We start from the raw sequence: 25,929 nt of genomic DNA on the forward strand, positions 1-25,929 counted from the left end.
CAGAACTGAACACGTTCAGAGATTTGGCTGAACGTGTTCAGAAACAGGCGTACGCTTCCTTCCATGAGCGAGAGAAGCGCCCTTCAGCGGCGGATCCGTGCCTGGCTGGTCCTGTTCACCGTCTGCCTCGTGCTCAGCGGTATCACCGCCTTCCCCCTGGTCAGCGAATTGCACTGGGCCAACTCCCTCGTGTCCCACACATGGCTGCGGCGGGTGGGGGAAGGGCTGGACCGGGCCGACACCGACCATCCCTTCCTCCTCTACGGCACCGACTGGCTCGCCTTCGCCCACCTGGTGATCGCCGTCTTCTTCTACGGAGTCCACCGCGACCCCGTCCGCAACATCTGGATCGTCGAAGCCGGCATGATCGCCTGCGCCGGCGTGATCCCGCTGGCCCTGATCTGCGGCCCCATCCGGGGCATCCCCTTCGGGTGGAGCGTCATCGACATGTCGTTCGGCGTCTTCGGGGTCATACCCCTGCTGGTGCTCCGCCGCATGATCAAGCGCCTCGAGGCGATGCCGTCCGACGGCTACCTGGCGAAGGCCGCCGCGACGATCCCGTAGGCCACCTTGTTCATGTCCTGGCCCTTGGCGTCGGTGGAGTTGACCGAGTAGACGAGGGTGCGCGAGAGATCGCGCGCCCCGCCGATCACGGTGCTGTAGCCGTACCGGGAGCCCGTCTTGCCGTAGACCGTCGTGCCGTCCGGCAGGACGAACCGCTTCATCCCCGCGGTCTGCACGGCCTCCTTCCCGGACTCGAAGTCCGACACCGCGGGCACCGTGAACATCTCCTCCAGCTGCGGCTTCGGCACCACCCGGCCGGCGAACAGGGCCTCGGTGAACTTCTCCAGGTCCGCCGTGGTCGATATCAGGTCCCCGGCAGCCCAGTTGGACGAGGAGTTCCACTCGGTCACATCGACCAGCGAGGTCCCGCCGCCGGGCTTCTGCACCGCCTGGTAGCCGTGGTGGTGCGGCCCCGGTATCCGGTTCTCCCGACGCGACGGAACCGAAGTGTGGTGCAGACCCAGCGGCTTGAGGATCCTGGCGGACAGGGCCTGCTCGTACGTCGTCCCGGTCAGCTTCTCGATCAGCACGCCCAGGACCGTGTAGTCGATGTTGAGGTAGTGCTGCTTCTCGCCCGGCCGGAACTCGGGCCCCTTCGCCACCGCTTCGGCGATCAGTGCATGCGGGTCGACCACATCGAACCGGTGGGCGTACTGCGCCTCGAACGAGTCTCCCGGGCCCTCCGCCGGCTGGATTCCGCTCGTGTAGTTCAGCAACTGCCGCACGCTGATGGGCTCGAAGCCCTTCGGGCCGGCAGGCAGCAGCCCCGGCAGGTACTGCTGCACCGGCTCGTCCAGATCGACCCTGCCCTCGGCCGCCAGCTGGAGCACCACCGCTGCGGTGAAGGTCTTGGTCACCGAACCCGCCCGGAACCGGGCGCCATCGAGCGCCTTGCGTCCGGTGCGGACATCGGCCACGCCGGAACTGCCCACCCAGCGCCCGCTCGTACCGCCCACCCGGACCAGAGCGGCCGTCGCATCCTTGCTGTCCGGACCGACCCCGGCGATCGCCTTCCGCAGCGCCGCCGCGTCGGGCGGGGTCGTGAAGACGGGCGGCGCCGACACGCCCGCGGACACCGGCGCAGGCGCCGGGGCGGCATGGGCGACGGCCGGTCCGGCCGCGATGCCCAGGACCAGAGCAGCGGCGATCAGTGTGCGCGTACGGGCCTTCATGGTGGCAACCCCCTGTGAACCATCCGGGCCCCAGCGGCCCCGATGACTCAATGCTGCAGCTCAGAGGGGTGTTCGCGGATCACCACCAAGAGGGGTCTTCACCGGTACGACAACTCACCGGCGCGAGGGATACGGCCACCGGCTCCTCACTCCCCAGAGGGAGATACCCCAGAGCCGGCCCCGCTCCCGGCCCCCGTCCCCGCCCCGCTCCCGGCCGCGATCAGGCCCGTCTCGTACGCGCAGATCACCGCCTGGATCCGGTCCCGCAGCCCCAGCTTCGCCAGCACATGGCCCACGTGCGACTTCACCGTGTGCTCACTCACCACCAGCGCGGCAGCGATCTCCGCATTCGACAATCCCCGCCCCAGGTGCAGCAGCGTCTCCCGCTCCCGCGCCGTCAGCACCTCCAGCCGCTGCGCGGGCGGCGACCCCGCGGCCGCAGGCCGCGCCGTCGCCGCCGTGTACTCCTCGATCAGCCGCCGCGCCACCGAAGGCGCCAGCAGCGAATCGCCCGCCGCGACCACCCGTACGGCATGCACCAGGTCGTCCCGCCGCACGTCCTTCAGCAGGAACCCGCTCGCCCCCGCGTGCAGCGCCTCGTACACGTACTCGTCCGAGTCGAAGGTCGTCAGCATCACCGTCCGGCACGAGGTCCCGGCCGAGATCGTCCGGCACGCCCCGATGCCGTCGAGCACCGGCATCCGGATGTCCAGCAGCGCCACGTCCGGCCCCAGCTCCCGCACCGCCGCCACCGCCGCCGCGCCGTCCCCGACCTCCGCGACGACCTCGATGTCCTCCTGCGCGTCCAGGATCATCGCGAAGCCGCTGCGCACCAGCTCCTGGTCGTCGGCCACCACCACACGGATCGTCAACGCCCCACCTCCAGCGGCGAGGTTACTAGCACGACGCGCACCGAGAACCCCAGGCCACCGGGGCCCGGACCGTACTGCGCCGTACCGCCGTGCGCCGCCGCCCGCTCCCGGATCCCGATCAGACCGTGCCCGCCACCGTGCCCGCCGCCGGCAGCTCCCGCCCCCGGGCCCCGCCCGTCGTCCGTCACCGTCACCGCGAGCGACTGCGTCCCGTACTCCAGCCGTACGGACACCGCCGAGGCCCCGGCGTGCTTCACCACGTTCGTCAGCGCCTCCTGCACCACCCGGTGCACCGTCGCCTCCAGCGCCGCGGGCAGTGCGCGCACCGCACCCGTCCGCTCGTACGACACCTGCGGCCCGCTGCCCCGGACCCGCTCCAGCAGCCCCGGCAGCTCCTCGATCCCGGGCTGCGGCGTGCGCGGAGCCGCCTGCGCCGCACCGTCCGCCCGCAGCACCCCCAGCATCGTCCGCAGCTGCGCCATCGCGTCCCGCCCCGTCTCGGCGATCGCGTCGAAGGCCGCCTCCGCCCGCTCCGGGGCCCTGCGCACCGCGACCGGACCGGCCTCCGCCTGCACGATCATGATGCTGACCGCGTGGGAGAGGATGTCGTGCATCTCCCGCGCGATCCGGGCCCGCTCGCGCGCCGCCGCCTGCTCCGCCTCGATCCGGTTCGCCCGTTCCAGCTCGGCGGCCCGCGCCTCGATGGCCGCCGTGTAGGCCTGGCGGGTGTGCTGGAGCCGCCCTAGCGCATACGCCGCCGCGAAGACGAACAGTGCGAACAGCAGCTCCCTGGCCGTCCCGGTGTTGAGCGCCACCGAGGCGAGGATCAGCCCCGCCAGCGTCACGCCCATCGTGATCCGCACCCGGGCCGGGCACAGGAGGGCCATCGTGTACACGCCGATCAGCGGGGCGTACGGCAGGGGCTGCCCGGGGCCGTCCAGCGCCAGCGTGTAGAGCGAGCCGGCCGCGACCATCCCGAAGATCGCCCACACGGGCGCACGCCGCCGCCACACCAGCGGCACATTGCCCAGCGTGGTCAGCAGGTACGCCGGCCAGGTGGCCGGCGAATCCAGCGGATCACGGGGCACGACGAACGGAATCGTCGTCGCCACCTGCACCAGCAGCGTCAGCCCCAGGTCCTGCCACCGTGGATCCGCCCCCCGGATCCGCTCCCCCCAGACGCGTATCACCGGCCGGGCAGCCCGAACTCGGCCCGCACGCCGGCCAGCGCGTCCACCCGGTTGGTGGTGACGGAGTCCACCCCGGCCGCGATCAGCCTGCGCATCGTCCGCCTGGTGTCCGCCGTCCAGGCCGAGACGAGCAGGCCGTCCCGGTGCAGGGCGTCCGTCAGTTCCCGGTCCACCAGCCCGAAGCGGTAGTTGAGCCAGGTCGGCGCCACCGCGTCGATCAGCACCCGGCGCGGCGGCGCCAGCGTGGTCCACGTCAGCGCGATCTCGGCGCCCGGATCGGCGGCGCGCACGGCCAGCATGGTGTCCGGCCCCGCGCAGTAGTACGTGCGCTCGCGCGCCCCGCATTCCCGGACCTGGCCGACGACCGTCCGTACGGATTCGGTCGTCGCACCGGGCAGGTCGATCATCACCCGGCCCGCACCCGCAGCCGTCAGTGCCTCGCGGAGCGTCGGGATCCCACCCTCCGTCAACTCCTCGAGCTGCGGGGCCGTGACGGCGTCGAGCCGCACGTCATGGCCCCACAGCCGCTGGAGCGTCTCGTCGTGGAGCAGCACCGGTTCCCCGTCGCGGGTCAGCCGTACGTCGATCTCGACCGCGTCCGCTCCGCGTGCGAAGGCCGAGCGGATGGAGGGCAGGGTGTTCTCGCGGACACGGTAGGGATCTCCGCGGTGGCCTACGGCAGTCAGAGTGCGCATGACCGCCATTGTCGGCGTTCCGCGCAGTCCGTCAGCGCGCCAGCCAGGCCTCGGTGTACGTGTCGATCTCCGCGCTGATCTTCGCCTTGCCGGCCTCGTCCAGGAAGGAGGCCTCGACGGCGTTCTTGGCCAGTTGTGCGAGCCCGCGCTCGTCGAGGTCGAGCAGCCGCGCGGCCACCGCGTACTCGTTGTTGAGGTCCGAGCCGAACATCGGCGGGTCGTCGCTGTTGATGGTGACGAGCACGCCCGCCTGCACCATCTCCTTGACGGGGTGCCGGTCCAGGTCGGTCACCGCGCGCGTGGCGATGTTGGAGGTCGGGCAGACCTCGAGCGCGATCCGGTGCTCGGCGAGGTACGCGAGGAGCTCCGGGTCCTGGGTGGCGCTCGTGCCGTGGCCGATGCGCTCGGCGCCGAGGTCGCGGATCGAGTCCCAGATGGTCTCCGGGCCGGTGGTCTCGCCGGCGTGCGGCACGCTGTGCAGGCCCGCGGCCCGTGCGGCGTCGAAGTACGGCTTGAACTGCGGGCGCGGGACGCCGATCTCGGGGCCGCCGAGGCCGAAGGAGACCAGGCCCTCCGGGCGCAGTTCGACGGCGAGGCGCGCGGTCTCGGCGGCGGCCTCCAGGCCGGCCTCGCCCGGGATGTCGAAGCACCAGCGCAGGATGACGCCGAGTTCGGTCTCGGCGGCCTTGCGGGCGTCCTCGATGGCCTCCATGAAGGCCTTCTCGTCGATGCCGCGGCGGGTGGAGGAGTACGGGGTGATGGTCAGCTCGGCGTAGCGGATGTTCTGCCGGGCCATGTCGCGGGCGACTTCGAAGGTCAGGGTGCGTACGTCGTCGGGGGTGCGGACCAGGTCGACGACGGAGAGGTAGACCTCGATGAAGTGCGCGAAGTCGGTGAACGTGAAGTAGTCGGCGAGTGCCGCGGGGTCGGTGGGGACCTTGGAGTCGGGGTGGCGGGAGGCGAGTTCGGCGACGATGCGCGGGGAGGCCGAGCCGACGTGGTGGACATGGAGTTCCGCCTTGGGCAGCCCTGCGATGAAGGGGGTCAGGTCGGGCATGAGGGAGCCTCCGGAAGGGACGCGGGTGCGGACAGATCGGGCTTCATCGTAGGCAGCTCCGGGACCGTCGGTGGCAGCGCTTAGCATGGCCGTACGAGAGGGGGGCGCCGCATGACCGACCAGAGCCCCGAACCGAGGGACCCGTGGGCGCCGCCGGAGCGGCCGGCGGTGGAACTCGGCAAACCGCAGGCCACACCGGGCGTGTCGGGTCCGCCGTCCGTGCACGACCAGCCCACGATCGCGGGGATGCCGGGGGCCGACCTCCCCCCGGCGCAGATACCGGGGCCGCATCCGATACAGGCTCCGGCGCCCACGCCGGAGTCCGCCGCGACGACGCCGCCCGCGTACGGGTACCCGGCCCAGCCGGACCCAGGGGGCTACGGGTACCCCGGACCGCCGCCCGCGCAGCCCACGTACGGCTACCCGGGATACCCCGGTTATCAGGGATACCCCGGGTACCCCGCCTATCCGCAGAAGAGCAACGGCTTCGGGGTCACCGCCCTCGTCCTCGGCATCATCGGCGTGGTCACCTGCTACCTGGGCGTCCTGTTCGGAGTCCCGGCGGTCATCTTCGGCGCCCTGGGCCGCGGCAAGGCCCGGCGCGGCGAGGCCGACAACGGCTCGATGGCACTGGCCGGCATCATCCTGGGCTCGGTCAGCATCCTGATCAGCATTCTGATGATCGCGCTCGTGATCGCCGGAGTCCTGCTCGGTGACCCGGAGAGGAATTCCGACTTCGACGGCCCGGCGTCGCCGACGCGGATCCGCGAGAACGTCTGACGCACAGCCACACACTGCACGGCCCAGGGCCGGGAACGGGCAGCTCGTGCCCGCTCCCGGCCCTGTGCCGTCCTGCCGCCTGTTCGGCCGGCCGGCCGTCTGTCCGTCCGTCAGCCCGTACCGGGGCCTACGCCGTCCACGGCCAGTCGGCGTCCCGGCCGCCCTCGATCAGGGACACCATGCGGAAGGCCGCATCGGTGAGCCCGCCGAAGGTGTGCCGGTTCCCGGACCCGGAGGGCGCGTGGCCCGCCCGGTATCCGGCCAGGTTCCAGGTGTAGACCGGGACCTCGTCGGGGACAAGGGCCGTCGGGTCGCCGCCGTGCCGGTACGTCGCCTGCTCGTCCGTGACGATCAGGACCCGGTCGTGCCCCTTGTAGAACCGCCGCACCGCCTCGGCGGTGTAGGTGCCGCCGAGGTCCTCGAACCGCTCCAGCACCTTCAGTACGGACTCGCCCCGGCCGTAGGGGACCTGCTTGCTGTCCGTGCCGAACTGCACCAGGTCCGCCTCCTCGGCGCGCAGCGCCAGCGCCGTGCCGAACACGGCCGCCGCGTCCGCCCGGTTGAGCTGCGAGCGGTCCGACAGCGGCGCCCACATCGACCCCGAGCGGTCCACGAGGACCAGCGTCCGGCCGGGCAGGGCCGGTACGTTGGCCAGCGAGTGGCCGAGTGCCTGCTCGAGCGGGTACGCCCAGCGCAGCGAGGGCGCGTGCTGGTAGGCGGCCAGGTAGCGGAACGGGAACTGCCGGGACCGGGCGACGACCTCCGGGTCGCAGACCTTCGCCGCGACCTGCGCGGCCACCGCGTCCGAGACCCCGGCCTGGTCGAAGTTGCGCAGGTTCCGCAGCAGCGCCATCGCGCCCATGGACGGGATGACCGCCTCCCAGGCGGCCGCGTCCATCGGCCCCTGGAGCCAGCCGGCCAGCGCCTCCCAGGTCATGCCCGCGGCGGCGAGCCGTTCGGCTGCGTCCGGCGCGGTGACCACGGCCCGGCGCTCCTCGACCGGGAGCTCCATGAGCTCCCGGTGGGCGGCCAGGGTGCGGTTGCCGGCCGGGACCTGCGCCGTCTCGGGGTGGTGCCGCCGGTCGAGGGCGTACCGGAACAGCTCGCCCTGCCAGGCCTTGGCGGGATCGGGGGAGGCGTGCACGAGGTTCAGCACGTCGCCGAAACGGAAGCCCTTCGACGAGGTGTCGTACTTCAGCAGCGAGGCGCCCGAGTAGAGCCGGCGGACGGCATCCGCGACACCGCGCTTGACCGGCTTGGGCACGTTCCGCCCGTACGTAGCCGTCCAGTAGGCGAGCAGCTCGCCGGGCTCGTCCGCGCGCCGCAGCACGCCGTCCACGACCTGGCGGTTCGACGGCCCTTCCGTGGCTCCGGCGTCGAGCCGCGCCTTGACGTACTCGGCGGCTCCGACCAGCGAGGCGGTCCGCATGTTCGCTTCGGTGCGCAGCCAGCCGAGCAGACCGGCGGTCCACGCGGGGTCCTCGACGGCGAGGCGGCGCACGAGGGCGCAGAACCGGTCGTCGCGGGCCTCGGCGCTCTCGTAGAACGTCCGCTGCGTCACGAAGTTGGCAACGGCGAGCAGGAACAGCTCGGAGCGCGGGTCGCGGGCGAAGCCGCGGCTGCCCTGGTGGTTCGCGGTGCGGCCGGTGGAGCGCACGGGTGAGGTGGGCGCGGCGGCCGCGGATGCGGCCCTGGACGCGCGGCGCAGGTTGAAGCGAGCCATGTGAATCCCCCCGAATTCAGCGGAACGTGGGGGAGGCGTGACGTGCGGGATGCCCGAGATCAGGGTCGGCGACGGACTTATATCCAGGCGAGCTGCCGAGCTGCTCCACCGGCCGGAGCCGGGCGGGATTCGAACCCGCGACCTCCTGGTCCCCGAAGTAACCGTCGCCCGCGCACCGGGCATCCCGCACGCGTGCCTCCCGAGATCAAAGTGGCGGCGGCTTGGGATTCTTGGAAAGAAGGAGCCGCAGCACGGCGCACCGGGAGGTGCGTGACGCAGGTGTCCAGAGTTCCGGGCCGGCGAAACCACGTGGTGCTCTACCGACTGAGCTACACCGGCACGAAGCCGCTGACGGGACTCGAACCCGCGACCGCCCCATTAAGAGTGGAAGTAGGTCTCGCCTTCGCACCTGGACGAGTCCTACGTTAGGCGGCCTGCTCACCCGCCCGCCACGCATTTAGGACCGCGCCCCCGGGGTCAGACCTCGCCCGTGCGCAGCCGGTCGCGTGCCTCCATCAGGGCGAAGCCCAGCAGGTTCAGCCCGCGCCAGCGGGACGGGTCCAGCGCGCGCTCGTCGTCAGCCGCCAGACCGATGCCCCAGATGCGGTCCATCGGGCTCGCCTCCACCAGCACCCGGTTCCCCGTGCCCAGCAGGTACGCGCGCAGCTGGGGGGTCGACGCGAACTTGTGCACGCTGCCCTCCACGACCAGCGCGAACCGCTCCCGCTCCCATATCGCGTCGTCGAAGCCGCGCACGAGGCGCCCGGCCTTCTTGGCCTCCGCCGGAGTCTTCGCCCCCAGCGCCGCGCGCTCCGCCTCGGGGTCGCCGAACAGCCGGGCCTTGCCGGCCATCATCCAGTGCTCCGCCGTGTCGTACCGGACATCACCCACGGTGAACGGCGAGGGCCACCACTGGCTCATGCAGCTGGGGCCGAGCGTCCCGTCAGGACGCGGCCGGTGCCCCCAGAACGGCAGGTACTTCACCCGCTCACCGCGGCTGACCTGCTCGATCAACTTGTCGATCATCTCCATGCACGCGAGTGTGGCAGTCGCCACTGACACTTCGTACGGGATTTGGGGTGTGTCTCGACACATGGTCGACCGATTCCGTCGCGTAATCAAAAGGCAACAACGGAATCACTTGGCGGTGGGGAACACCTCTGCCAGGATCGGCACTCAATTCGAGCTGAAGCTACGGAGAGCGTGAGAGCGTGATGGGTAATCGCTTCCAGGTCAAGGACCGCTTCGCAGACGGCGCGCAGTACATCGACGGGCAGCTCAGGTCCGGTACCTCCGGCCGGTCGCACACCGTCGTGAACCCTGCGACGGGCGAGGAGGTGCTCACGTACGAGCTCGCCTCCACTGCCGACGTCGACGCGGCCGTGGCCGCCGCCAAGCGGGCCTTCCCGGCCTGGTCCGCGGCCACTCCCGGTGAGCGTTCGGACGCCCTGCACCGGCTGGCCGCCGTACTGGCCGAGCAGGCGGAGGACTTCGCGTACGCCGAGTCCCTGCAGTGCGGCAAGCCGATCAAGCTGTCCACCGAGTTCGACGTACCGGGGACCATCGACAACACCGCCTTCTTCGCGGGCGCCGCCCGGCATCTGCAGGGGCAGGCGGCAGCTGAGTACTCAGGAGACCACACCTCCTACGTGCGCCGCGAGGCCATCGGGGTCGTCGGCTCCATCGCGCCCTGGAACTATCCGCTCCAGATGGCCGCCTGGAAGATCCTCCCGGCGATCGCCGCGGGCAACACGATCGTCCTCAAGCCCGCCGAGCTGACTCCGCTCACCTCCCTGATGTTCGCCCAGGCGGCCAAGGAAGCGGGCCTGCCCGACGGCGTGGTCAACATCGTCACCGGCGCCGGCCGGGACGCGGGCGAGCACCTGGTCGGGCACCCGGACGTGGTCATGACCTCCTTCACCGGATCCACCGCCGTCGGCAAGCGGGTCGCCGAGATCGCCACCGCCACCGTCAAGCGGCTCCACCTGGAGCTCGGCGGCAAGGCGCCCTTCCTGGTCTTCGACGACGCCGACCTGGAGGCCGCCGCGCACGGCGCCGTCGCCGCGTCCCTGATCAACACCGGCCAGGACTGCACCGCCGCGACCCGCGCGTACGTCCAGCGCCCCCTGCACGACGCCTTCGTCGCCCGCGTGGCCGAGCTGATGGACACCGTCCGCCTCGGCGACCCCTTCGACCCGGCCACCGACCTCGGCCCGCTGGTCTCGCACGCCCAGCGGGACCGGGTCGCCGGCTTCGTGGAACGCGCCCGCGGCTACGCCACCGTCGTCACCGGCGGTGAGATCCCGGGGGGCGAGCTCGCCGAGGGCGCGTACTACCGGCCCACCCTCGTCTCCGGCGCCGCCCAGGACAGCGAGGTCGTCCAGTCCGAGATCTTCGGCCCGGTCCTCGTCGTCCTGCCCTTCGACACCGACGACGAGGGCATCGGGCTGGCCAACGACACCCCGTACGGCCTCGCCGCCTCCGCCTGGAGCCGCGACGTCTACCGGGCCGGCCGGGCCACCCGCGAGATCAAGGCGGGCTGCGTCTGGGTCAACGACCACATTCCGATCATCAGCGAGATGCCCCACGGCGGCTACAAGGCGAGTGGCTTCGGAAAGGACATGAGCGCCTACTCCTTCGAGGAGTACACGCAGGTCAAGCACGTGATGTACGACAACACGGCGGTGGCCGAGAAGGACTGGCACCGCACCATCTTCGGGGACCGCATCTAACCGTCCACGGCTTTTGCCGAGTGGCAGCAGGCCGCCTGACCAGCGGCGCCACCCCTCCCGAAAGGGCAGCTCATGGAGCAGTACGAGCCCGACCGCCTCTCGGCGGCGCAACTCGCCGCGATGCGGCGCAGCCTCACCAGTGGGCGGGGCGCCCTCACCCGCCGCTCACTGCTGCGCGCCTCCGGGGTCGGCGCGCTCACCCTCGGCGGCCTGGCCTCCCTGTCCGCCTGCGGCATCCCGCCCGCCAAGCGCGCGGGTGACACGGCCGTCGCCTCCGACGACCACTCGGACCGGGAGAAGGAGATCAACTTCTCCAACTGGACCGAGTACATGGACACCAGCGAGGACGAGAAGACCCACCCCACGCTGGAGGAGTTCGCCAAGCGGACCGGGATCAAGGTCAAGTACACCGAGGACATCAACGACAACGTCGAGTTCTTCGGCAAGGTCCGCCCGCAGCTGGCGGCCGGCCAGGACACCGGGCGCGACCTGATCGTCGTCACCGACTGGCTCGCCGCCCGCATCATCCGGCTCGGCTGGGCGCAGAAGCTGGACCCCTCCCACCTCCCGCACGCCTACGCCAACCTGATCCCGCAGTTCCGCAACCCCGACTGGGACCCGGGCCGTTCCTACAGCTACCCCTGGACCGGCATCGACACCGTCATCGCCTACAACGCGAAGGCGACCGACGGCAAGAAGGTCGACTCCGTCACGCAGCTGCTCGACGACCCCTCCCTCAAGGGCCGCGTCGGCTTCCTCACCGAGATGCGCGACACCGTGGGCATGACCCTGCTCGACCAGGGCAAGGACCCGGCGAACTTCACCACCGCCGACTACGACGCGGCCATCGGCCGGCTCCAGAAGGGCGTGGACACCAAGCAGATCCGCCGCTTCACGGGCAACGACTACACGTCGGACCTCGACAAGGGCGACCTCGCCGCCTGCCTGGCCTGGGCCGGCGACATCATCCAGCTCCAGGCCGGCAACCCGGACATCAAGTACGCGATACCGGCGCCCGGTTACATCACCTCCAGCGACAACCTGCTGGTCCCCGCCCACGCCCGGCACAAGGCCAACGCCGAGAAGCTCATCGACTTCTACTACGAGCCGCCGATCGCCGCCCAGCTGGCCGCGTTCATCAGCTACGTCTGCCCGGTCGAAGGCGTCAAGGAAGACCTTGCGAAGATCGATCCCGAGCTCGCGGACAACCCCTTGATCATTCCGGACAAGGCGATGGCGGCCAAGGCCCACGCCTTCCGCTCCCTCACCAGTGAGGAAGAGACCGCGTACGAGGAGAAGTTCGCCAAGCTCATCGGAGCCTGACCAACCTCCTCCCGTGCCGGCATCCGCGCCCCGCACCCTTCCGACGACACCACCACCGAAGGCCGCGACCCATGACTGACAAGACCGCGGGCGGCGACGTCCGCCTCGCCGGGATCAGCAAGCACTACGGCTCGTTCACCGCCGTGCACCCGCTGGATCTCACCATCCCCCAGGGCTCCTTCTTCGCCCTGCTCGGCGCCTCGGGCTGCGGGAAGACCACCACCCTGCGCATGATCGCCGGCCTGGAGGAGCCCTCCACCGGTACGGTCCACCTCGGGGACCGGGAGGTCACCCAGCTGCCGCCGTACAAGCGCCCCGTCAACACGGTGTTCCAGAGCTATGCGCTGTTCCCGCACCTGAACATCTACGAGAACGTGGCCTTCGGGCTGCGCCGCCGCGGCATCAAGTCCGTCAAGAAGCAGGTCGAGGACATGCTCGAGCTGGTCGAGCTCGGCCAGTTCGCCCAGCGCAAGCCGCACCAGCTCTCCGGCGGCCAGCAGCAGCGCGTGGCCGTCGCCCGCGCGCTCATCAACCACCCGCAGGTACTGCTCCTCGACGAGCCCCTCGGCGCCCTCGACCTCAAGCTGCGCCGCCAGATGCAGCTGGAGCTCAAGCGGATCCAGACCGAGGTCGGCATCACCTTCGTGCACGTCACGCACGACCAGGAGGAGGCCATGACCATGGCCGACACGGTCGCCGTGATGAACGGCGGCCGCGTCGAGCAGCTGGGCGCCCCCGCCGAGCTGTACGAGAACCCGAAGACCACCTTCGTCGCCAACTTCCTCGGCACGTCCAACCTGATCGAGGCCGAGGTCCTGGAGGCGGGCGGCGCCGATGTCGTGGTCAGCTCGGCCGGGACCACGCTGCGCCTGCCCGCGGCCCGATGTTCGACCACGCCCAAGGCCGGCGGAAAGCTGCTGGTCGGGGTGCGTCCCGAGAAGATATCCCTGGTCCACGCCGACGAGGAGGACACCGTCGCGGCCGGCCGCAACAAGGTCCGCGGCAAGATAGCCGCCTCCTCCTTCATCGGCGTCTCCACCCAGTTCGTCATCGACAGCCAGGTCTGCCCCGAGCTGGAGGTGTACGTCCAGAACATCGAGCGCGACGCCCGCCTGGCCCCCGGTGCCGAGGTCGTCCTGCACTGGAACCCCGAGCACACCTTCGGCCTGGACGCCGCTCAAGACATCGACGCGGGCATCGAGACGGTCGAGGAGGGCGCATGACCGCCACCGTCGCGCCACCGGAGGCCGAGGCCGCCACCGAACCCCCGGTCCACAGGCCGTCCGTGCGCAAGCGGCTGGTCCCGTACTGGCTGCTGCTCCCCGGCATCCTGTGGCTGCTGGTCTTCTTCGTCCTGCCGATGATCTACCAGGCCTCCACCTCGGTGCAGACCGGCTCCCTCGAAGAGGGCTTCCGGGTCACCTGGCACTTCCAGACCTACTGGGACGCCTTCACCGAGTACTACCCGCAGTTCCTGCGCTCCCTGCTGTACGCCGGCACCGCGACGGTCCTGTGCCTGCTGCTCGGGTACCCGCTGGCCTACCTGATCGCGTTCAAGGCGGGCCGCTGGCGCAACCTGCTGCTGGTGCTGGTCATCGCGCCGTTCTTCACCAGCTTCCTGATCCGCACGCTGGCCTGGAAGACGATCCTGGCCGACGGCGGCCCGGTGGTGGAGGTCCTCAACACCCTGCACGTCCTGGACGTCACCAGCTGGCTCGGGATGACCGAGGGGGAGCGGGTGCTCGCCACGCCGCTCGCCGTCGTCTGCGGTCTGACGTACAACTTCCTGCCCTTCATGATCCTGCCGCTCTACACCTCCCTGGAGCGGATCGACACCCGCCTCCACGAGGCCGCCGGGGACCTGTACGCCCGCCCCGCCACGACCTTCCGCAAGGTGACCTTCCCGCTCTCCATGCCGGGCGTGGTCTCCGGGACCCTGCTCACCTTCATCCCGGCGAGCGGCGACTACGTGAACGCCGAGCTGCTCGGCTCCACGGACACCCGGATGATCGGCAACGTCATCCAGTCGCAGTACCTGCGCATCCTCGATTACCCGACGGCCGCCGCGCTGTCCTTCATCCTCATGGCCATCGTGCTGATCATGGTCACCATCTACATCCGCCGAGCGGGGACGGAGGACCTGGTCTGATGCGTTGGCTCCGGCGCAATCTCGTCGTCATCTTCGGACTCGGCACGCTCGCGTACATGATCCTGCCGAACGTCGTCGTGACGGTCTTCTCCTTCAACAACCCTTCCGGGCGGTTCAACTACGCCTGGCAGGAGTTCTCGCTCGACGCCTGGAAGGACCCCTGCGGGGTCGCCGACCTGTGCGGCTCGCTGTCCCTGTCGCTCCAGATCGCCGTGTGGGCCACCATCGGCGCCACCGTGCTCGGTACGGCCATCGCCTTCGCGCTGGTGCGCTACCGCTTCCGGGCGCGCGGCGCGGTCAACTCGCTGATCTTCCTGCCGATGGCCATGCCCGAGATCGTGATGGCGGCCTCGCTGCTCGCCCTCTTCCTCAACATGGGCATCCAGCTGGGCTTCTGGACGATCCTGATCGCCCACGTCATGTTCTGCCTCAGCTTCGTCGTCGCCGCAGTCAAGGCGCGCGTCCTGTCGATGGACCCGCGGCTGGAGGAGGCCGCCCGCGACCTCTACGCGGGCCCGGTGCAGACCTTCGTACGGGTCACCCTGCCGATCGCGGCACCCGGTATCGCCGCCGGCGCACTGCTCTCGTTCGCGCTCTCGTTCGACGACTTCATCATCACCAACTTCAACTCGGGCAACACCGTCACCTTCCCCATGTTCGTGTGGGGATCGGCCCAGCGCGGTACGCCTGTCCAGATCAACGTCATCGGTACGGCGATGTTCGTCATCGCGGTGCTGGTGGTGCTCGCCGGCCAGATGGTCGGGAACCGCCGCAAGAACGCACAGCCCAAGTAACTCTGTAGGGAGTTGGAAGCCATGGCCCCAGTCGCCATGCGAAGTGTTGCTCAATCGCTTTCCGAAGCACTGCCGGTCTCGTACTGGCTGGACGACCCCGGCAAGCCCGCCGCACAGCCGGCGCTGACCTCGGACGAGGCCTGCGACCTGCTCGTCATCGGCGGCGGGTACAGCGGACTGTGGACCGCGCTGATCGCCAAGGAGCGCGATCCCGCCCGGGACGTCGTCCTGATCGAGTCGAAGGAGGCGGGCTGGGCCGCCTCCGGACGCAACGGAGGCTTCTGCGCCGCCTCCCTCACGCACGGCCTCGCGAACGGCATGGCCCGCTGGCCGGGCGAGCTCGCCAAGCTGGAGGAGCTGGGCGCCCGCAACCTCGACGAGATCGAGGCGGCCATCGCCCGCTACGGCATCGACTGCGACTTCGAGCGCACCGGCGAGATCGACGTGGCCACCGAGCCCCACCAGGTCGAGGAGCTGCGCGAGCTCTACGAGGAGGCGCAGAAGCTCGGCCTCGCGGGCGGCTCGCGCTGGCTGGACCGCGAGGAGCTGCGCGCGGAGGTCGACTCGCCGACCTTCCTCGCGGGCCTGTGGGACACCGACGGCGTCGCCATGCTCAACCCCGCGAAGCTCGCCTGGGGCCTCAAGGAGGCCTGCCTGTCGCTGGGCGTGCGGATCTACGAGAACACCCGCGGGCTGTCCCTGGCCGCCTCGGGCGCCGGGATGGCCGTACGCACCCCGTACGGGCGGGTCTACGCCCGGCGGGTGGCGCTGGGCACGAACATCTTCCCGTCCCTGGTCAAGCGGATCCGCCCGTTCACGGTCCCGGTCTACGACTACGCGCTGATGACCGAACCGCTGACCGCCGAACAACTGGGGGCCATCGGCTGGCGGGGCCGCCAGGGCCTGGGAGACAGCGCCAACCAGTTCCACTACTTCCGCATCACCCCGGAGAACCGCATCCTGTGGGGCGGCTACGACGCCATCTACCCCTACCGCGGCAAGCTCGACTCCGAGTACGACCACCGCCCCGAGACGTACCTGAAGCTCGCACAGCACTTCTTCAGCGCGTTCCCGCAGCTGGAGGGCATCAAGTTCAGCCACGCCTGGGGCGGGGCCATCGACACCTGCTCGCGCTTCTCCGCCTTCTTCGGCACCGCGCACGGCGGCAAGGTCGCCTACGCGGCCGGCTACACCGGGCTCGGGGTCGGCGCCACCCGCTTCGGCGCCGACGTGATGCTGGACCTGCTGGACGGGGCCCGCACCGAGCGGACCGAGCTGGAGATGGTGAAGTCCCGGCCCATGCCGTTCCCGCCGGAGCCCTTCGCCTGGACCGGGATCACCCTCACCAAGTGGTCCCTGGCCCGGGCGGACGCCCGCGGCGGGCGCCGCAACCTGTGGCTGAAGGCCCTGGACAAGCTCGGCCTGGGCTTCGACAGCTGACCGAACCATGACCGCACGACGGCCCGCAGGCCCCCGGCGCGCGCCGCGGTCCGTGCCGTGAGCCGTTTCACCACCACGGGGTGGTGAAACCCGCGTCATCGCAGGGCCCGGCTCCGCTCTCTCCCGGTGAGGACACCTCACCCCAGAGGAACGGAGGCCGGGCGATGCAGGGCTCGCAGATCAGGACCGCGGTGGAATGGCTCGCGTCGGCGGCGCCGGACCCCGACGCCTGCCGGTGGGAGTGGGAGCGCAACCCCCTCGGGGTCGCCCTGCTGCCCGCCGGCCGGCAGTGGGACGTGCTGATCCTGCCCGGGGAGCTGGGGCAGGCGGCCCTCGAGGTCCTGATGCAGTTCCTCCACCGGCCCGGCCCGGTGCTCGCCGACTTCGCCGACTCGCGGCTGGGCTTCTTCGTGCCCCCGGGTACGGCGTCCCGCTGGATCGCCACCGGCGTACGGGGAGCCGGGCGCGGGACCTGGATCGTGGTCCCGTACCCCGGCCGGCACACGGGCGGGGTGCGCTGGCTGGTGGTCCCGGACGGCCGCGGGACGCTCACCGACCCGGTGCTGCTGGAGCTCGCGATGCACGAGGCCGCGGCCCGGGCGGTGGGGGAGGAGAGCCGGAAGCCTTGACAAGGGCATTGGTCTGGACCATGTTGGGCGCCGCTGCCGCTCCACCGGCGGCCTGGCTCCATCCCCCCATGTTCCGGAGGCAGTTGTGCGCATCCCCCCAACCAGAACGGCCGCCTTCTTCACCGCGGCCGCCCTCGCGGTGGCCGGCTTCCTCGCCGCGGGCCAGCCGGCCGCCGCGGCCGACGCCGACCTCGCCCGCAACGGCGGCTTCGAAGCCGGGCTCGACGGCTGGAGCTGCTCGGCCGGCAGCGGAGCCGTCGTCACCACACCCGTCCACGGCGGAAGTTCTGCCCTCAAGGCCACCCCGGCCGGCCAGGACAACGCCCGCTGCTCCCAGACCGTCACCGTCAAGCCCGATTCCACGTACACGCTCGGCGCCTGGGTGCAGGGCGCGTACGTCTACCTCGGCGCGGCCGGGACCGGTACCACCGACGTGTCCACCTGGACGCAGACCCCGGGCGCCTGGAAGCAGCTGAGCACGACCTTCCGCACGGGCGCGGCCACCACCTCCGTGACGATCTACACGCACGGCTGGTACGGCCAGCCTGCGCACCTCACGGACGACGTCACGCTCGTCGGCCCCGACCCGGGCGGCTCCGGGCCCGGCCAGCCCCGGCCCCCGGCCGTCCCCACCGGCCTGACCGCATCCGGCGCCACCGCGAACAGCATCGACCTCTCCTGGACGGCCGCAACCGGAGCCACCTCGTACAAGATCCACCGGGACGGCGCCGCGCCCGTGAGCGTCACCGGGACGTCGGCGACGGTCACCGGACTCGCCGCGTCCACCGCGTACACCTTCCAGGTCAGCGCGGTGAACGCGGCCGGCGAGTCCGCGAAGAGCGCCCCCGTCCCCGCCTCCACGACGAGCGGCGGTGGCAACCCGGGCAACCCCGGCCTGCCGGCCCACGCCCTGGTCGGCTACCTCCACACCAGCTTCGCCAACGGCTCCGGCTACGTCCGGATGGCCGACGTACCCGCCTCCTGGGACGTCATCGACCTCGCGTTCGGCGAGCCGACGTCGGTGACCTCGGGGGACATCCGCTTCTCGCTCTGCCCGGTGAGCGAATGCCCGAACGTGGAATCCGCGGCCGAGTTCAAGGCGGCCGTCAAGGCCAAGCAGGCGGCCGGCAAGAAGGTCCTGATCTCGATCGGCGGCCAGAACGGCCAGGTCCAGCTCGCCACCACGGCCGCCCGCGACACCTTCGTGTCCTCCGTCAGCAAGATCATCGACGAGTACGGGCTCAACGGGCTCGACATCGACTTCGAGGGCCACTCGCTCTCCCTGGCGACGGGCGACACCGACTTCCGCGCCCCCACCACCCCGGTGATCGTCAACCTGATCTCCGCCGTCAAGACGCTGAAGGCCAAGTACGGCCCGGACTTCGTCCTGACCATGGCCCCGGAGACCTTCTTCGTCCAGCTCGGCTACCAGTACTACGGCTCCGGCCCCTGGGGCGGCCAGGACCCGCGCGCCGGCGCCTACCTCCCGGTCATCCACGCCCTGCGCGACGACCTCACCCTGCTCCACGTGCAGGACTACAACTCGGGCTCGATCATGGGCCTCGACAATCAGTACCACTCCATGGGCGGGGCCGACTTCCACATCGCCATGACCGACATGCTGCTCACCGGCTTCCCGGTCGCGGGCAACACCGCGCGCGTCTTCCCGCCGCTGCGCCCGGACCAGGTGGCGATCGGACTCCCGGCCACGACGAACGCGGGCAACGGCCACACCGCGCCCGCCGAGGTGAACAAGGCGCTGGACTGCCTGACGAAGAAGACCGACTGCGGCACCTACGCGACGCACGGCACCTGGCCCGCCCTGCGCGGCCTGATGACCTGGTCGGTCAACTGGGACCGCTTCGGCGGCTGGGAGTTCTCGAAGAACTTCGACGCGTACTTCGGCGGCTAGTCGCCGGAGGAGCCGTAGAAGGCGACGTGGGTGGGCTGCCCGTCCGTGAACAGCAGGACGTACAGCCCGCTCCAGCGCAGGTCGGCCTCGCCCAGCAGGCTTTGCGTGTACTCCTGGTGGCTCATCGCCCGCTCCGCACGCGCGAGTGCCTCCTCGTACTGGGCCACGGTCGGCCGGTCCGTCCCGAAGTGGTGGAGCAGCCGGCCGGGGCCGAGGGGCCGGACGGTGCCGTCCTCCTCCTTCGGGCCGGGGACGACCCGCACCACGTCGAGGATCGTGTGCGTGCCCTGCGTGCCCATGAACTCGTGGTCGGCCCACAGGGCGGACAGGTCCGGGTAGTCGCCCATCTCCCCGAACTCCTGCGCGAACACCCGGGCCTGAAGGGCGGCCAGCGACGCCTCGACGCTGCCCTCGTACTCCGTCACGTAGTCCCAGCCGCTGGCACCCACCGCGCCACCCCTCTCTCGCCGATGCAGAACGGGAGTCAGGCTAGGTGGGAGGTCTGACAGCGCGGCGTACGGCGCGGGCGACGGCCAGCAGCAGGGGCGTGCACAGGAAGCAGCTGGCCAGGACGTCGACGGGCCAGTGCCAGCCGCGCAGGATCAGGCCGGTGGCCGTCGCGGCCGTCAGGAACAGGGCGACGGCCATGGGCCAGGGGCGGCGCGTGTACGGGGAGACCAGCAGGGCCGCGCCGATGTAGGCGACGGCCGAGGTGGCGGTGTGGCCGGAGGGGTAGTAGCCGGCGGCCCAGGGCTCCAGGGGCCCCGGACGGGCGGTCCACTCCTTCAGCGGCACGATCACGGCCGGGACCAGGGCCATCGCCAGCCCCGCGGTCAGGGCCGGGGCCCAGGCTCGGGAGCGCCGGACGGAGTACGCCATCGCCAGCACCAGGACCGGCACGGCGACCGGCACGTTGCCGAGGTCGGAGAGGCGCTCGGTGACGGAGTCGGGGACCGTGCGGACCAGGGCGCGGCTGAGGCGCTCGTCCGGCGAGAGCAGCGGACCCGAGACCAGTACCTGCCAGGTCGTCAGGGCGAGCCCCAGCAGGGAGAGAAGGAGGAGAGTGGCCGGCCGTCCCGGAACAGGGGGGATGGTTCCGGGACGGCCGCCCGGATCGGGTTGCCGAGCGCCCCGGGGGGTTTGGGGCGAACGGCCGTCCGATCGGTGAGGAGTGTGCGCGAACGCAGGCCCAGTGCGGCGCTGGGGAAGCCCGGTACTGGTGTCGCCCCCGGTTTCCCGGGAGCGGGGTGTCTCACTCATCTGCAGAAACCGTACGGCAGCGGAAAGGGGACCGACAGCAGGATCGCGCTCCTGCCATCGGCCCCCCACATCTTCTTCACAGCCTCCGCCCGTTACCGGGGGTACCGGCGGGCTCTCGTGTTCGGAGGGTCGCTCAGACGTCCGTGCCGATGGCCGCGAACGCCGCCTCGATGAGGTCCAGGCCCTCGTTCAGCAGGTCCTCGCCGATGACGATCGGGGGGAGGAAGCGGAGCACGTTGCCGTAGGTGCCGCAGGTGAGGACGAGCAGGCCCTCGGCGTGGCAGGCCTTGGCGAGCGCGCCGGCCGCCTCCGGGAACGGGGTCTTGGAGACCGGGTCCTTGACCAGCTCGATCGCGATCATGGCGCCGCGGCCGCGGATGTCGCCGATGATGTCGTACTTCTCCTGCATGGCCGTCAGGCGGGCCTTCATGACGGACTCGATCTTCTTCGCCGCGGCGTTGAGGTCGAGCTCCTTCATGGTCTCGATGGAGCCCAGCGCACCGGCGCAGGCCACCGGGTTGCCGCCGTAGGTGCCGCCCAGGCCGCCCGCGTGCGCGGCGTCCATGATCTCGGCGCGGCCGGTCACGGCGGCGAGCGGCAGACCGCCCGCGATGCCCTTGGCGGTGGTGATCAGGTCCGGGACGATGCCCTCGTCCTCGCACGCGAACCACTGGCCGGTGCGGCAGAAGCCGGACTGGATCTCGTCGGCGACGAAGACGATGCCGTTGTCGTTGGCGAACTTCACGATCGCCGGCAGGAAGCCCTTGGCCGGCTCGATGAAGCCGCCCTCGCCGAGGACCGGCTCGATGATGATCGCGGCGACGTTGTCGGCGCCGATCTGCTTCGTGATCTGGTCGATCGCCTGGGCGGCGGCCTCGGGGCCGCAGTTCTCGGCGCCGGTGGGCCAGCGGTAGCCGTACGCGACCGGGACGCGGTAGACCTCGGGGGCGAACGGGCCGAAGCCGTTCTTGTACGGCATGTTCTTCGAGGTCAGCGCCATCGTCAGGTTCGTACGGCCGTGGTAGCCGTGGTCGAAGACGACGACGGCCTGGCGCTTGGTGTACGCACGGGCGATCTTGACGGCGTTCTCGACGGCCTCGGCACCGGAGTTGAACAGCGCCGACTTCTTCGCGTGGTTGCCCGGGGTCAGCTCGGCGAGGGCCTCGCAGACCTCGACGTAACCCTCGTACGGCGTGACCATGAAACAGGTGTGGGTGAAGTCCGCGAGCTGCGCGGAGGCGCGGCGCACGACGGCCTCGGCGGAGGCGCCGACGGAGGTCACGGCGATGCCGGAGCCGAAGTCGATGAGGCGGTTGCCGTCGACGTCCTCGATGATGCCGCCGCCCGCGCGGGCCGTGAAGACGGGGAGCACGGAGCCCACGCCGCCGGCGACCGTCTCGAGACGGCGAGCCTGCAGCTCCTGCGACTTGGGGCCGGGGATCGCGGTGACGATGCGGCGCTCCTGCGGGACAGCGGTCATAGAGGGCTCCTGGGGGGTGTTTTCGGACGCACTTGTGTCTTTGTCCGCAGGCTAGGCCCGGGGGAGGGGGTACGGCATGCTCCGTTCGGGAGTGGTGCCCGCGTGTCCTTGTCCGTGACGGCCATAGGAAGGACATGCCGCATGTCTTGTGGACGCGGCGGCAGTACAGGCCGGTACGGGCCCACGGCCGCCTCCGGGCAACTACATTGAGCGACGCAGCGCAGGCACGGGCAGGGGGCAGGGGTTTCATGGACACCGACGGCACGTACGGCACGGACGAGAAGCGGCCGCCGCGCGCCGGGCACGTCCCGCGGCCCGCCGGCCCGCCGCCCGCACTCCCGCCGAAGCCCGCCCACGCCCCCGCCGACCCCGGCCCGTCCCTCACCGACTGGCTGCGCACGCCGCGGAGCTCCGACGGGCCCGGCGTGTGGACGTACGGACACGTGCCGCGCGCCGCCGAGGAACCCGAGCGGACCCCCACCCGGCAGCTGATCAGCGGTGCGCTGATCGCCCTGCTCGCGGGGCTGCTGCTGTGGTCCCTGCTGTGGAACGGCTACCTGGGCGGCTTCTGGCTCTGGCCCCTCTACATGTTCACGCCCGACTCCTGGGCCGGGAAGCTCCCCTCCGTCGTGGCCTCCTACATCTGGTACGGCCTGGTCATCGCCACCCTGACCGTCGGCTTCGGGCGGCTCGGCCGCTGGCCCGAACTGGCCCGCCGGATGCTCCGCAGCCGCGCCGTACAGGCCGTGCAGGCCGCCGTCCCCGCCCGGCCCGAGGAGGGCGGGCCCGAGGATCCCGTTGCTTGGCCGCAGGTGCGGGGGGCCGGGCTCGGGGAGATCGCCGACCGGCTCGGGGCCGAGGCCGGGTCCGGGCGGATGAACGACGTCGACTACGCCCGGATCCGGCGCGCCTGGGAGTCCGTGCGGGCCGAGCCCGCGCGGGCCGCCGCCTTCGCCGACGCCGTGCGCGACAAGGGCGCGGGCGCCTGCGTCCACCCCTCCGGGGCCCGGGACCTGCCCGTCCGGGCCGCGCGGCACGACCTGCTGGCCCGCCAAGTGCTCCTCGGCACGGTCGACGACAGCGAGCGCAACCCGTACGGCCGGCGCGGGACCCGCCTCGCCCTCGACCCCGCCGTCCTCGGCACCTCGCTGCTGGCCGTCGGCCCCTCCGGCGCGGGCAAGACCCGGCAGCTGGTGCGCCCCGTCGTCGAATCGCTCGCCCTCCAGGCGCTCGCCGGACAGGCCGCCGTCATCGCCGTCGCCTCGGCCGGCACCCAGCTCGGGCCGGACACCGCGTACGACGTCGTGGTCCGCGTCGGCGACCCCGAATCCGTCTACGACCTCGACCTCTACGGCGGCACCACCGACGCCGACGAGGCGGCCACCCTGCTCGCCGAAGCCTTCGTCGGCGACGTCCCCGGCCTGGAGGTACGCCGGGCCGCGACGGCCCTCGCCCAGCTGCTCGGCCCGTTCCGCGCGGCGTACGGCCGCTTCCCCGCCGTGCCCGAACTGCGCGAACTGCTCGACCGGGTACCCGAGGCCCTCGGCGCACTGCGCAGCGCCCTCGAAGCCGCCGGCCACCAGGTGATGCTGCGCGAACTCGACGCACGCGAACGGCAGTACGCGGCCCAGGGCGACCCGGGACCGGCCCTCGCGGACCGGGTGGCCCTGCTCGACCGGCCCGCCTTCGCCGGGTTCTTCGACACCACCGGACAGGGGCGGCCCTTCTCGCTGCGCGCCCTGGAGCACCCGCTGCGCGTCCGCATCGACCTGCCCGAGCGCGGCCACGCCGACGCCTCCCGCATCCTGGCCCGGCTGCTGCTGGCGCAGTTCAACGCCTCCGCCGCGGCCCGCGCCGACCGGTCCCTGTTCGCGTTCCTCGCCTTCGACGACGCCTCGCACACCCTGACCCCGCAGACCGTGCGGGGCCTGCAGCGGCTGCGCTCGGCGAACGCGGGCGTCCTGCTGACGCTGCGCACGCTGGACGACGTACCGGAGGCGCTGCGCACCCCGCTGCTCGGGGCCGTCGGCTGCCGGATGGCCTTCTCCGGGGTCACCACCTGGGACGGCAAGCGCTTCGCCGAAGCCTGGGGCACCGAGTGGGTGGAGACGCGCGACGTCACCCACCGGACCGTCTTCGCCGACCAGCCGCTGACCCGGGCCATCCACGCCTTCCGCAAGCTGGTCACCGGCAAGGCCGTGACCACGGACGCGGTGACCGTGCGCCAGGTGGAGCGCGAACGGTGGTCGGCCTCCGAGCTGGCGCACGCCGTACCGCCCGGGTACGCGGTGCTCTCGCTGACCTCGGTCCGCGGCGAGCGGGCGGCTCCGCTGCTGGTCCGGCTGGCCGCGACGGGCTGAGCCGACCCGTACGAGGTGGCAGAATCGAGGGGAGTCGTTCATACGACAAGGCGAAATTCCGCGCCGCGCCCCTCCTTCCCCTAAGGCCCCTGGTACCCGATGCCGCTCACCCTCGCCTCGCTCGTCCAGCACTCGGCGCTCAAGCTCAGCGTCCGGGCGGGGGAGAGCCGTCTGGACACCCCCGTCCGCTGGGCCCACGTCAGCGAGCTCGCCGACCCCGTCCCCTATATGGAGGGCGGCGAGCTGCTCCTGATCACCGCGATGAAGCTGGACGCGGAGGATCCGCAGGAGATGCGCCGGTACGTACGCCGCCTCGCCGCGGCCGGGGTCGTCGGCATCGGCTTCGCCGTCGGCGTGAACTACGAGGCGGTCCCGGAGGCGCTGGTCGAAGCCGCCCGGGCCGAGGACCTGCCGCTGCTGGAGGTGCCGCGCAGGACCCCGTTCCTCGCGATCAGCAAGGCCGTCTCGGCGGCCCTCGCCGCGGACCAGTACCGCGCGGTGACCGCCGGGTTCGAGGCGCAGCGGGAGCTGACGCGGGCCGCGCTGTCCGCCGACGGCCCCGGCGAGCTGCTGTCGAAGCTGGCCGCGCACGTGCACGGCTGGGCCGCCCTGTACGACACCTCGGGCGCGGTGGTCGCGGCCGCCCCGGAGTGGGCCGCCCGCAGGGCCGCCCGGCTGACCCCCGACGTGGAGCGGCTGCGGGAGCGGCCGGCGCCGGCGAGCGCGGTGGTCGGCGGCTCGGAGGACCGGGTCGAGCTCCAGTCGCTGGGCACGGGCCGGCGGGCCCGCGGCGCCCTCGCCGTCGGCACCGGCGCCCCGCTGGGCACGGCCGAGCGGTACGCCGTGCACTCGGCAGTGGCCCTGCTGACCCTGACCACCGAGCGCTCGAGGTCGCTGCACGACGCCGAGTCCCGGCTCGGGGCGGCGGTGCTGCGGATGCTGCTCGACGGGGAGGCCGAGCACGCACGGGCGGTGGCCGGGGACCTGTACGGGGCGCTGCTGGAGGCGCCGTTCCGGCTGATCGTGGCGGAGCCGGCGCTGCCGGGCACGGCGCAGCCGGAGGGGCTGGCGCTGCTGGCCGACGCGGTGGAATCGGCGGCGGCCCGGTCGGGGGAGGCGCTGCTGGTGGTGCCGGAGCCGGGGCGGCTGGTGGTACTGGCGGCCGACGGGGGCTCGGCGGTGCAGGCGTGCGCGGACCACGCGGAGGCGCTGGAGTCGCGGCGCGGGCGGGAGGCGACGGGTCCGGAGCCGGACGAGCTGGTGATCGGCCTGTCCGCCGCCGCGGTGCCTGCGGGGGTGTCGGCGGCCTTCAAGCAGGCCGATCAGGCCCTGGCCGTGGCCCGGCGGCGGGGGCGGCCGATGGTGGAGCACGAGGACCTGGCGGCGGGGTCGGTGCTCCCGCTGCTGGCGGACGAGGCGGTACGGGCCTTCGCGGACGGCACCCTGCGGGCGCTGCGCGAGCACGACGAGAAGGGGCGCGGGGATCTGGTGGCGTCCTTGCAGGCGTGGCTGTCGCGGCACGGGCAGTGGGATGCGGCCGCCGCCGACCTGGGCGTGCACCGGCATACGCTGCGGTACCGGATGCGGCGGGTGGAGGAGATCCTGGGGCGCTCCCTGGACGACCCGGACGTCCGCATGGAGCTGTGGCTCGCCCTCAAGGCCACCTCGCCCGCGGCGTAGCCGCGCCGGGCCGCCGCTGCGCGGCCCCCGCCCCCGCGCAGCGGGACGGGGCGGCGACAGTGACAAAGCGGCGCGGGGCGGGGCCCGCACACTCCACCCCGGATAAACGCCGAAACC

The 25,929-nt window shown here is 71.8% G+C and carries 22 protein-coding genes; 12 read left to right on the plus strand and 10 right to left on the minus strand.

Annotation, left to right across the window (positions count from 1 at the left end; genetic code table 11):
- The first annotated feature begins 63 nt into the window (after positions 1–63).
- Complete coding sequence (locus tag ACFYXK_RS07355) at positions 64–564, plus strand: hypothetical protein (protein ID WP_389410185.1); 501 nt, start codon at positions 64–66, stop codon at positions 562–564.
- On the opposite strand, the gene ACFYXK_RS07360 is transcribed toward ACFYXK_RS07355, so the two are convergent.
- The 5 genes from ACFYXK_RS07360 to ACFYXK_RS07380 all read right to left on the minus strand — a co-directional run bounded on the left by ACFYXK_RS07360 (position 531) and on the right by ACFYXK_RS07380 (position 5,550).
- A complete protein-coding gene (locus ACFYXK_RS07360; RefSeq protein ID WP_389410186.1) occupies positions 531–1,736 on the minus strand; it encodes a serine hydrolase domain-containing protein in 1,206 nt (401 codons plus the stop codon). The two genes, ACFYXK_RS07355 and ACFYXK_RS07360, sit on opposite strands and share 34 nt — an antisense overlap.
- Before the next feature lie 146 nt (positions 1,737–1,882).
- Positions 1,883–2,608 carry a response regulator gene (locus tag ACFYXK_RS07365; protein ID WP_389410187.1) on the minus strand — a complete coding sequence of 242 codons (726 nt, stop codon included), beginning with the start codon at positions 2,606–2,608 and terminating at the stop codon, positions 1,883–1,885.
- A complete protein-coding gene (locus ACFYXK_RS07370) occupies positions 2,605–3,798 on the minus strand; it encodes a sensor histidine kinase (protein WP_389410188.1) in 1,194 nt (397 codons plus the stop codon). The genes ACFYXK_RS07365 and ACFYXK_RS07370 overlap by 4 nt, the downstream gene beginning before the upstream one ends.
- The gene (locus ACFYXK_RS07375; RefSeq protein ID WP_389410189.1) at positions 3,795–4,502 is read right to left on the minus strand and encodes a glycerophosphodiester phosphodiesterase; all 708 of its coding nucleotides are present in this window, start codon (positions 4,500–4,502) and stop codon (positions 3,795–3,797) included. The genes ACFYXK_RS07370 and ACFYXK_RS07375 overlap by 4 nt, the downstream gene beginning before the upstream one ends.
- Positions 4,503–4,524: 22 nt before the next feature.
- A complete protein-coding gene (locus ACFYXK_RS07380; RefSeq protein WP_389410190.1) occupies positions 4,525–5,550 on the minus strand; it encodes an adenosine deaminase in 1,026 nt (341 codons plus the stop codon).
- 111 nt (positions 5,551–5,661) lie between these two features.
- Between ACFYXK_RS07380 and ACFYXK_RS07385 the strand changes: the two genes are divergently transcribed.
- On the plus strand, positions 5,662–6,330 hold the full coding sequence (locus tag ACFYXK_RS07385) for a DUF4190 domain-containing protein (RefSeq protein WP_389410191.1): 669 nt from the start codon (positions 5,662–5,664) through the stop codon (positions 6,328–6,330).
- Positions 6,331–6,457: 127 nt separating this feature from the next.
- Here the strand turns inward: ACFYXK_RS07385 and ACFYXK_RS07390 are convergent, their stop codons facing one another.
- Positions 6,458–8,053, minus strand: a complete 1,596-nt coding sequence (locus tag ACFYXK_RS07390) for a TROVE domain-containing protein (protein ID WP_389410192.1) — start codon at positions 8,051–8,053, stop codon at positions 6,458–6,460.
- Positions 8,054–8,530: 477 nt separating this feature from the next.
- Positions 8,531–9,085: an NADAR family protein gene (locus tag ACFYXK_RS07395; RefSeq protein ID WP_389410193.1), complete on the minus strand. Its 555-nt coding sequence runs from the start codon at positions 9,083–9,085 to the stop codon at positions 8,531–8,533.
- 182 nt (positions 9,086–9,267) lie between these two features.
- Between ACFYXK_RS07395 and ACFYXK_RS07400 the strand changes: the two genes are divergently transcribed.
- The 8 genes from ACFYXK_RS07400 (at position 9,268) to ACFYXK_RS07435 (ending at position 19,032) form a co-directional block, all read left to right on the plus strand.
- Positions 9,268–10,785 carry a gamma-aminobutyraldehyde dehydrogenase gene (locus ACFYXK_RS07400; RefSeq protein ID WP_389410194.1) on the plus strand — a complete coding sequence of 506 codons (1,518 nt, stop codon included), beginning with the start codon at positions 9,268–9,270 and terminating at the stop codon, positions 10,783–10,785.
- Positions 10,786–10,857: 72 nt separating this feature from the next.
- Positions 10,858–12,108, plus strand: a complete 1,251-nt coding sequence (locus tag ACFYXK_RS07405) for a spermidine/putrescine ABC transporter substrate-binding protein (protein ID WP_389410195.1) — start codon at positions 10,858–10,860, stop codon at positions 12,106–12,108.
- A gap of 71 nt (positions 12,109–12,179) precedes the next feature.
- On the plus strand, positions 12,180–13,331 hold the full coding sequence (locus tag ACFYXK_RS07410) for an ABC transporter ATP-binding protein (RefSeq protein ID WP_389410196.1): 1,152 nt from the start codon (positions 12,180–12,182) through the stop codon (positions 13,329–13,331).
- On the plus strand, positions 13,328–14,257 hold the full coding sequence (locus ACFYXK_RS07415; protein ID WP_389410197.1) for an ABC transporter permease: 930 nt from the start codon (positions 13,328–13,330) through the stop codon (positions 14,255–14,257). The genes ACFYXK_RS07410 and ACFYXK_RS07415 overlap by 4 nt, the downstream gene beginning before the upstream one ends.
- Positions 14,257–15,051 carry an ABC transporter permease gene (locus tag ACFYXK_RS07420; RefSeq protein ID WP_389410198.1) on the plus strand — a complete coding sequence of 265 codons (795 nt, stop codon included), beginning with the start codon at positions 14,257–14,259 and terminating at the stop codon, positions 15,049–15,051. Before ACFYXK_RS07415 ends, ACFYXK_RS07420 begins: the two co-directional genes overlap by 1 nt.
- A gap of 21 nt (positions 15,052–15,072) precedes the next feature.
- Positions 15,073–16,491 carry an NAD(P)/FAD-dependent oxidoreductase gene (locus ACFYXK_RS07425; protein WP_389410199.1) on the plus strand — a complete coding sequence of 473 codons (1,419 nt, stop codon included), beginning with the start codon at positions 15,073–15,075 and terminating at the stop codon, positions 16,489–16,491.
- Between the two features lie 164 nt (positions 16,492–16,655).
- Positions 16,656–17,120: a hypothetical protein gene (locus ACFYXK_RS07430; protein WP_389410200.1), complete on the plus strand. Its 465-nt coding sequence runs from the start codon at positions 16,656–16,658 to the stop codon at positions 17,118–17,120.
- Positions 17,121–17,205: 85 nt separating this feature from the next.
- Positions 17,206–19,032: a chitinase gene (locus ACFYXK_RS07435; protein WP_389410201.1), complete on the plus strand. Its 1,827-nt coding sequence runs from the start codon at positions 17,206–17,208 to the stop codon at positions 19,030–19,032.
- On the opposite strand, the gene ACFYXK_RS07440 is transcribed toward ACFYXK_RS07435, so the two are convergent.
- The 3 genes from ACFYXK_RS07440 to gabT form a co-directional block, all read right to left on the minus strand.
- On the minus strand, positions 19,029–19,481 hold the full coding sequence (locus tag ACFYXK_RS07440) for a hypothetical protein (protein ID WP_389410202.1): 453 nt from the start codon (positions 19,479–19,481) through the stop codon (positions 19,029–19,031). The two genes, ACFYXK_RS07435 and ACFYXK_RS07440, sit on opposite strands and share 4 nt — an antisense overlap.
- 40 nt (positions 19,482–19,521) lie before the next feature.
- A complete protein-coding gene (locus tag ACFYXK_RS07445) occupies positions 19,522–20,292 on the minus strand; it encodes a phosphatase PAP2 family protein (protein WP_389410203.1) in 771 nt (256 codons plus the stop codon).
- Between the two features lie 133 nt (positions 20,293–20,425).
- Positions 20,426–21,772: a 4-aminobutyrate--2-oxoglutarate transaminase gene (gene gabT / locus ACFYXK_RS07450; protein ID WP_389022295.1), complete on the minus strand. Its 1,347-nt coding sequence runs from the start codon at positions 21,770–21,772 to the stop codon at positions 20,426–20,428.
- Positions 21,773–22,020: 248 nt separating this feature from the next.
- On the opposite strand from gabT, the gene ACFYXK_RS07455 reads away from it, so the two are divergent.
- Positions 22,021–24,132, plus strand: coding sequence for an ATP-binding protein (locus ACFYXK_RS07455; RefSeq protein WP_389410204.1), 2,112 nt, complete (start codon positions 22,021–22,023; stop codon positions 24,130–24,132).
- Positions 24,133–24,231: 99 nt separating this feature from the next.
- The gene (locus tag ACFYXK_RS07460; RefSeq protein WP_389410205.1) at positions 24,232–25,812 is read left to right on the plus strand and encodes a PucR family transcriptional regulator; all 1,581 of its coding nucleotides are present in this window, start codon (positions 24,232–24,234) and stop codon (positions 25,810–25,812) included.
- The last annotated feature ends 117 nt before the right edge of the window (positions 25,813–25,929 follow it).

It is taken from the genome of Streptomyces sp. NPDC002209 (assembly GCF_042890265.1).
GTDB lineage: Bacteria > Actinomycetota > Actinomycetes > Streptomycetales > Streptomycetaceae > Streptomyces.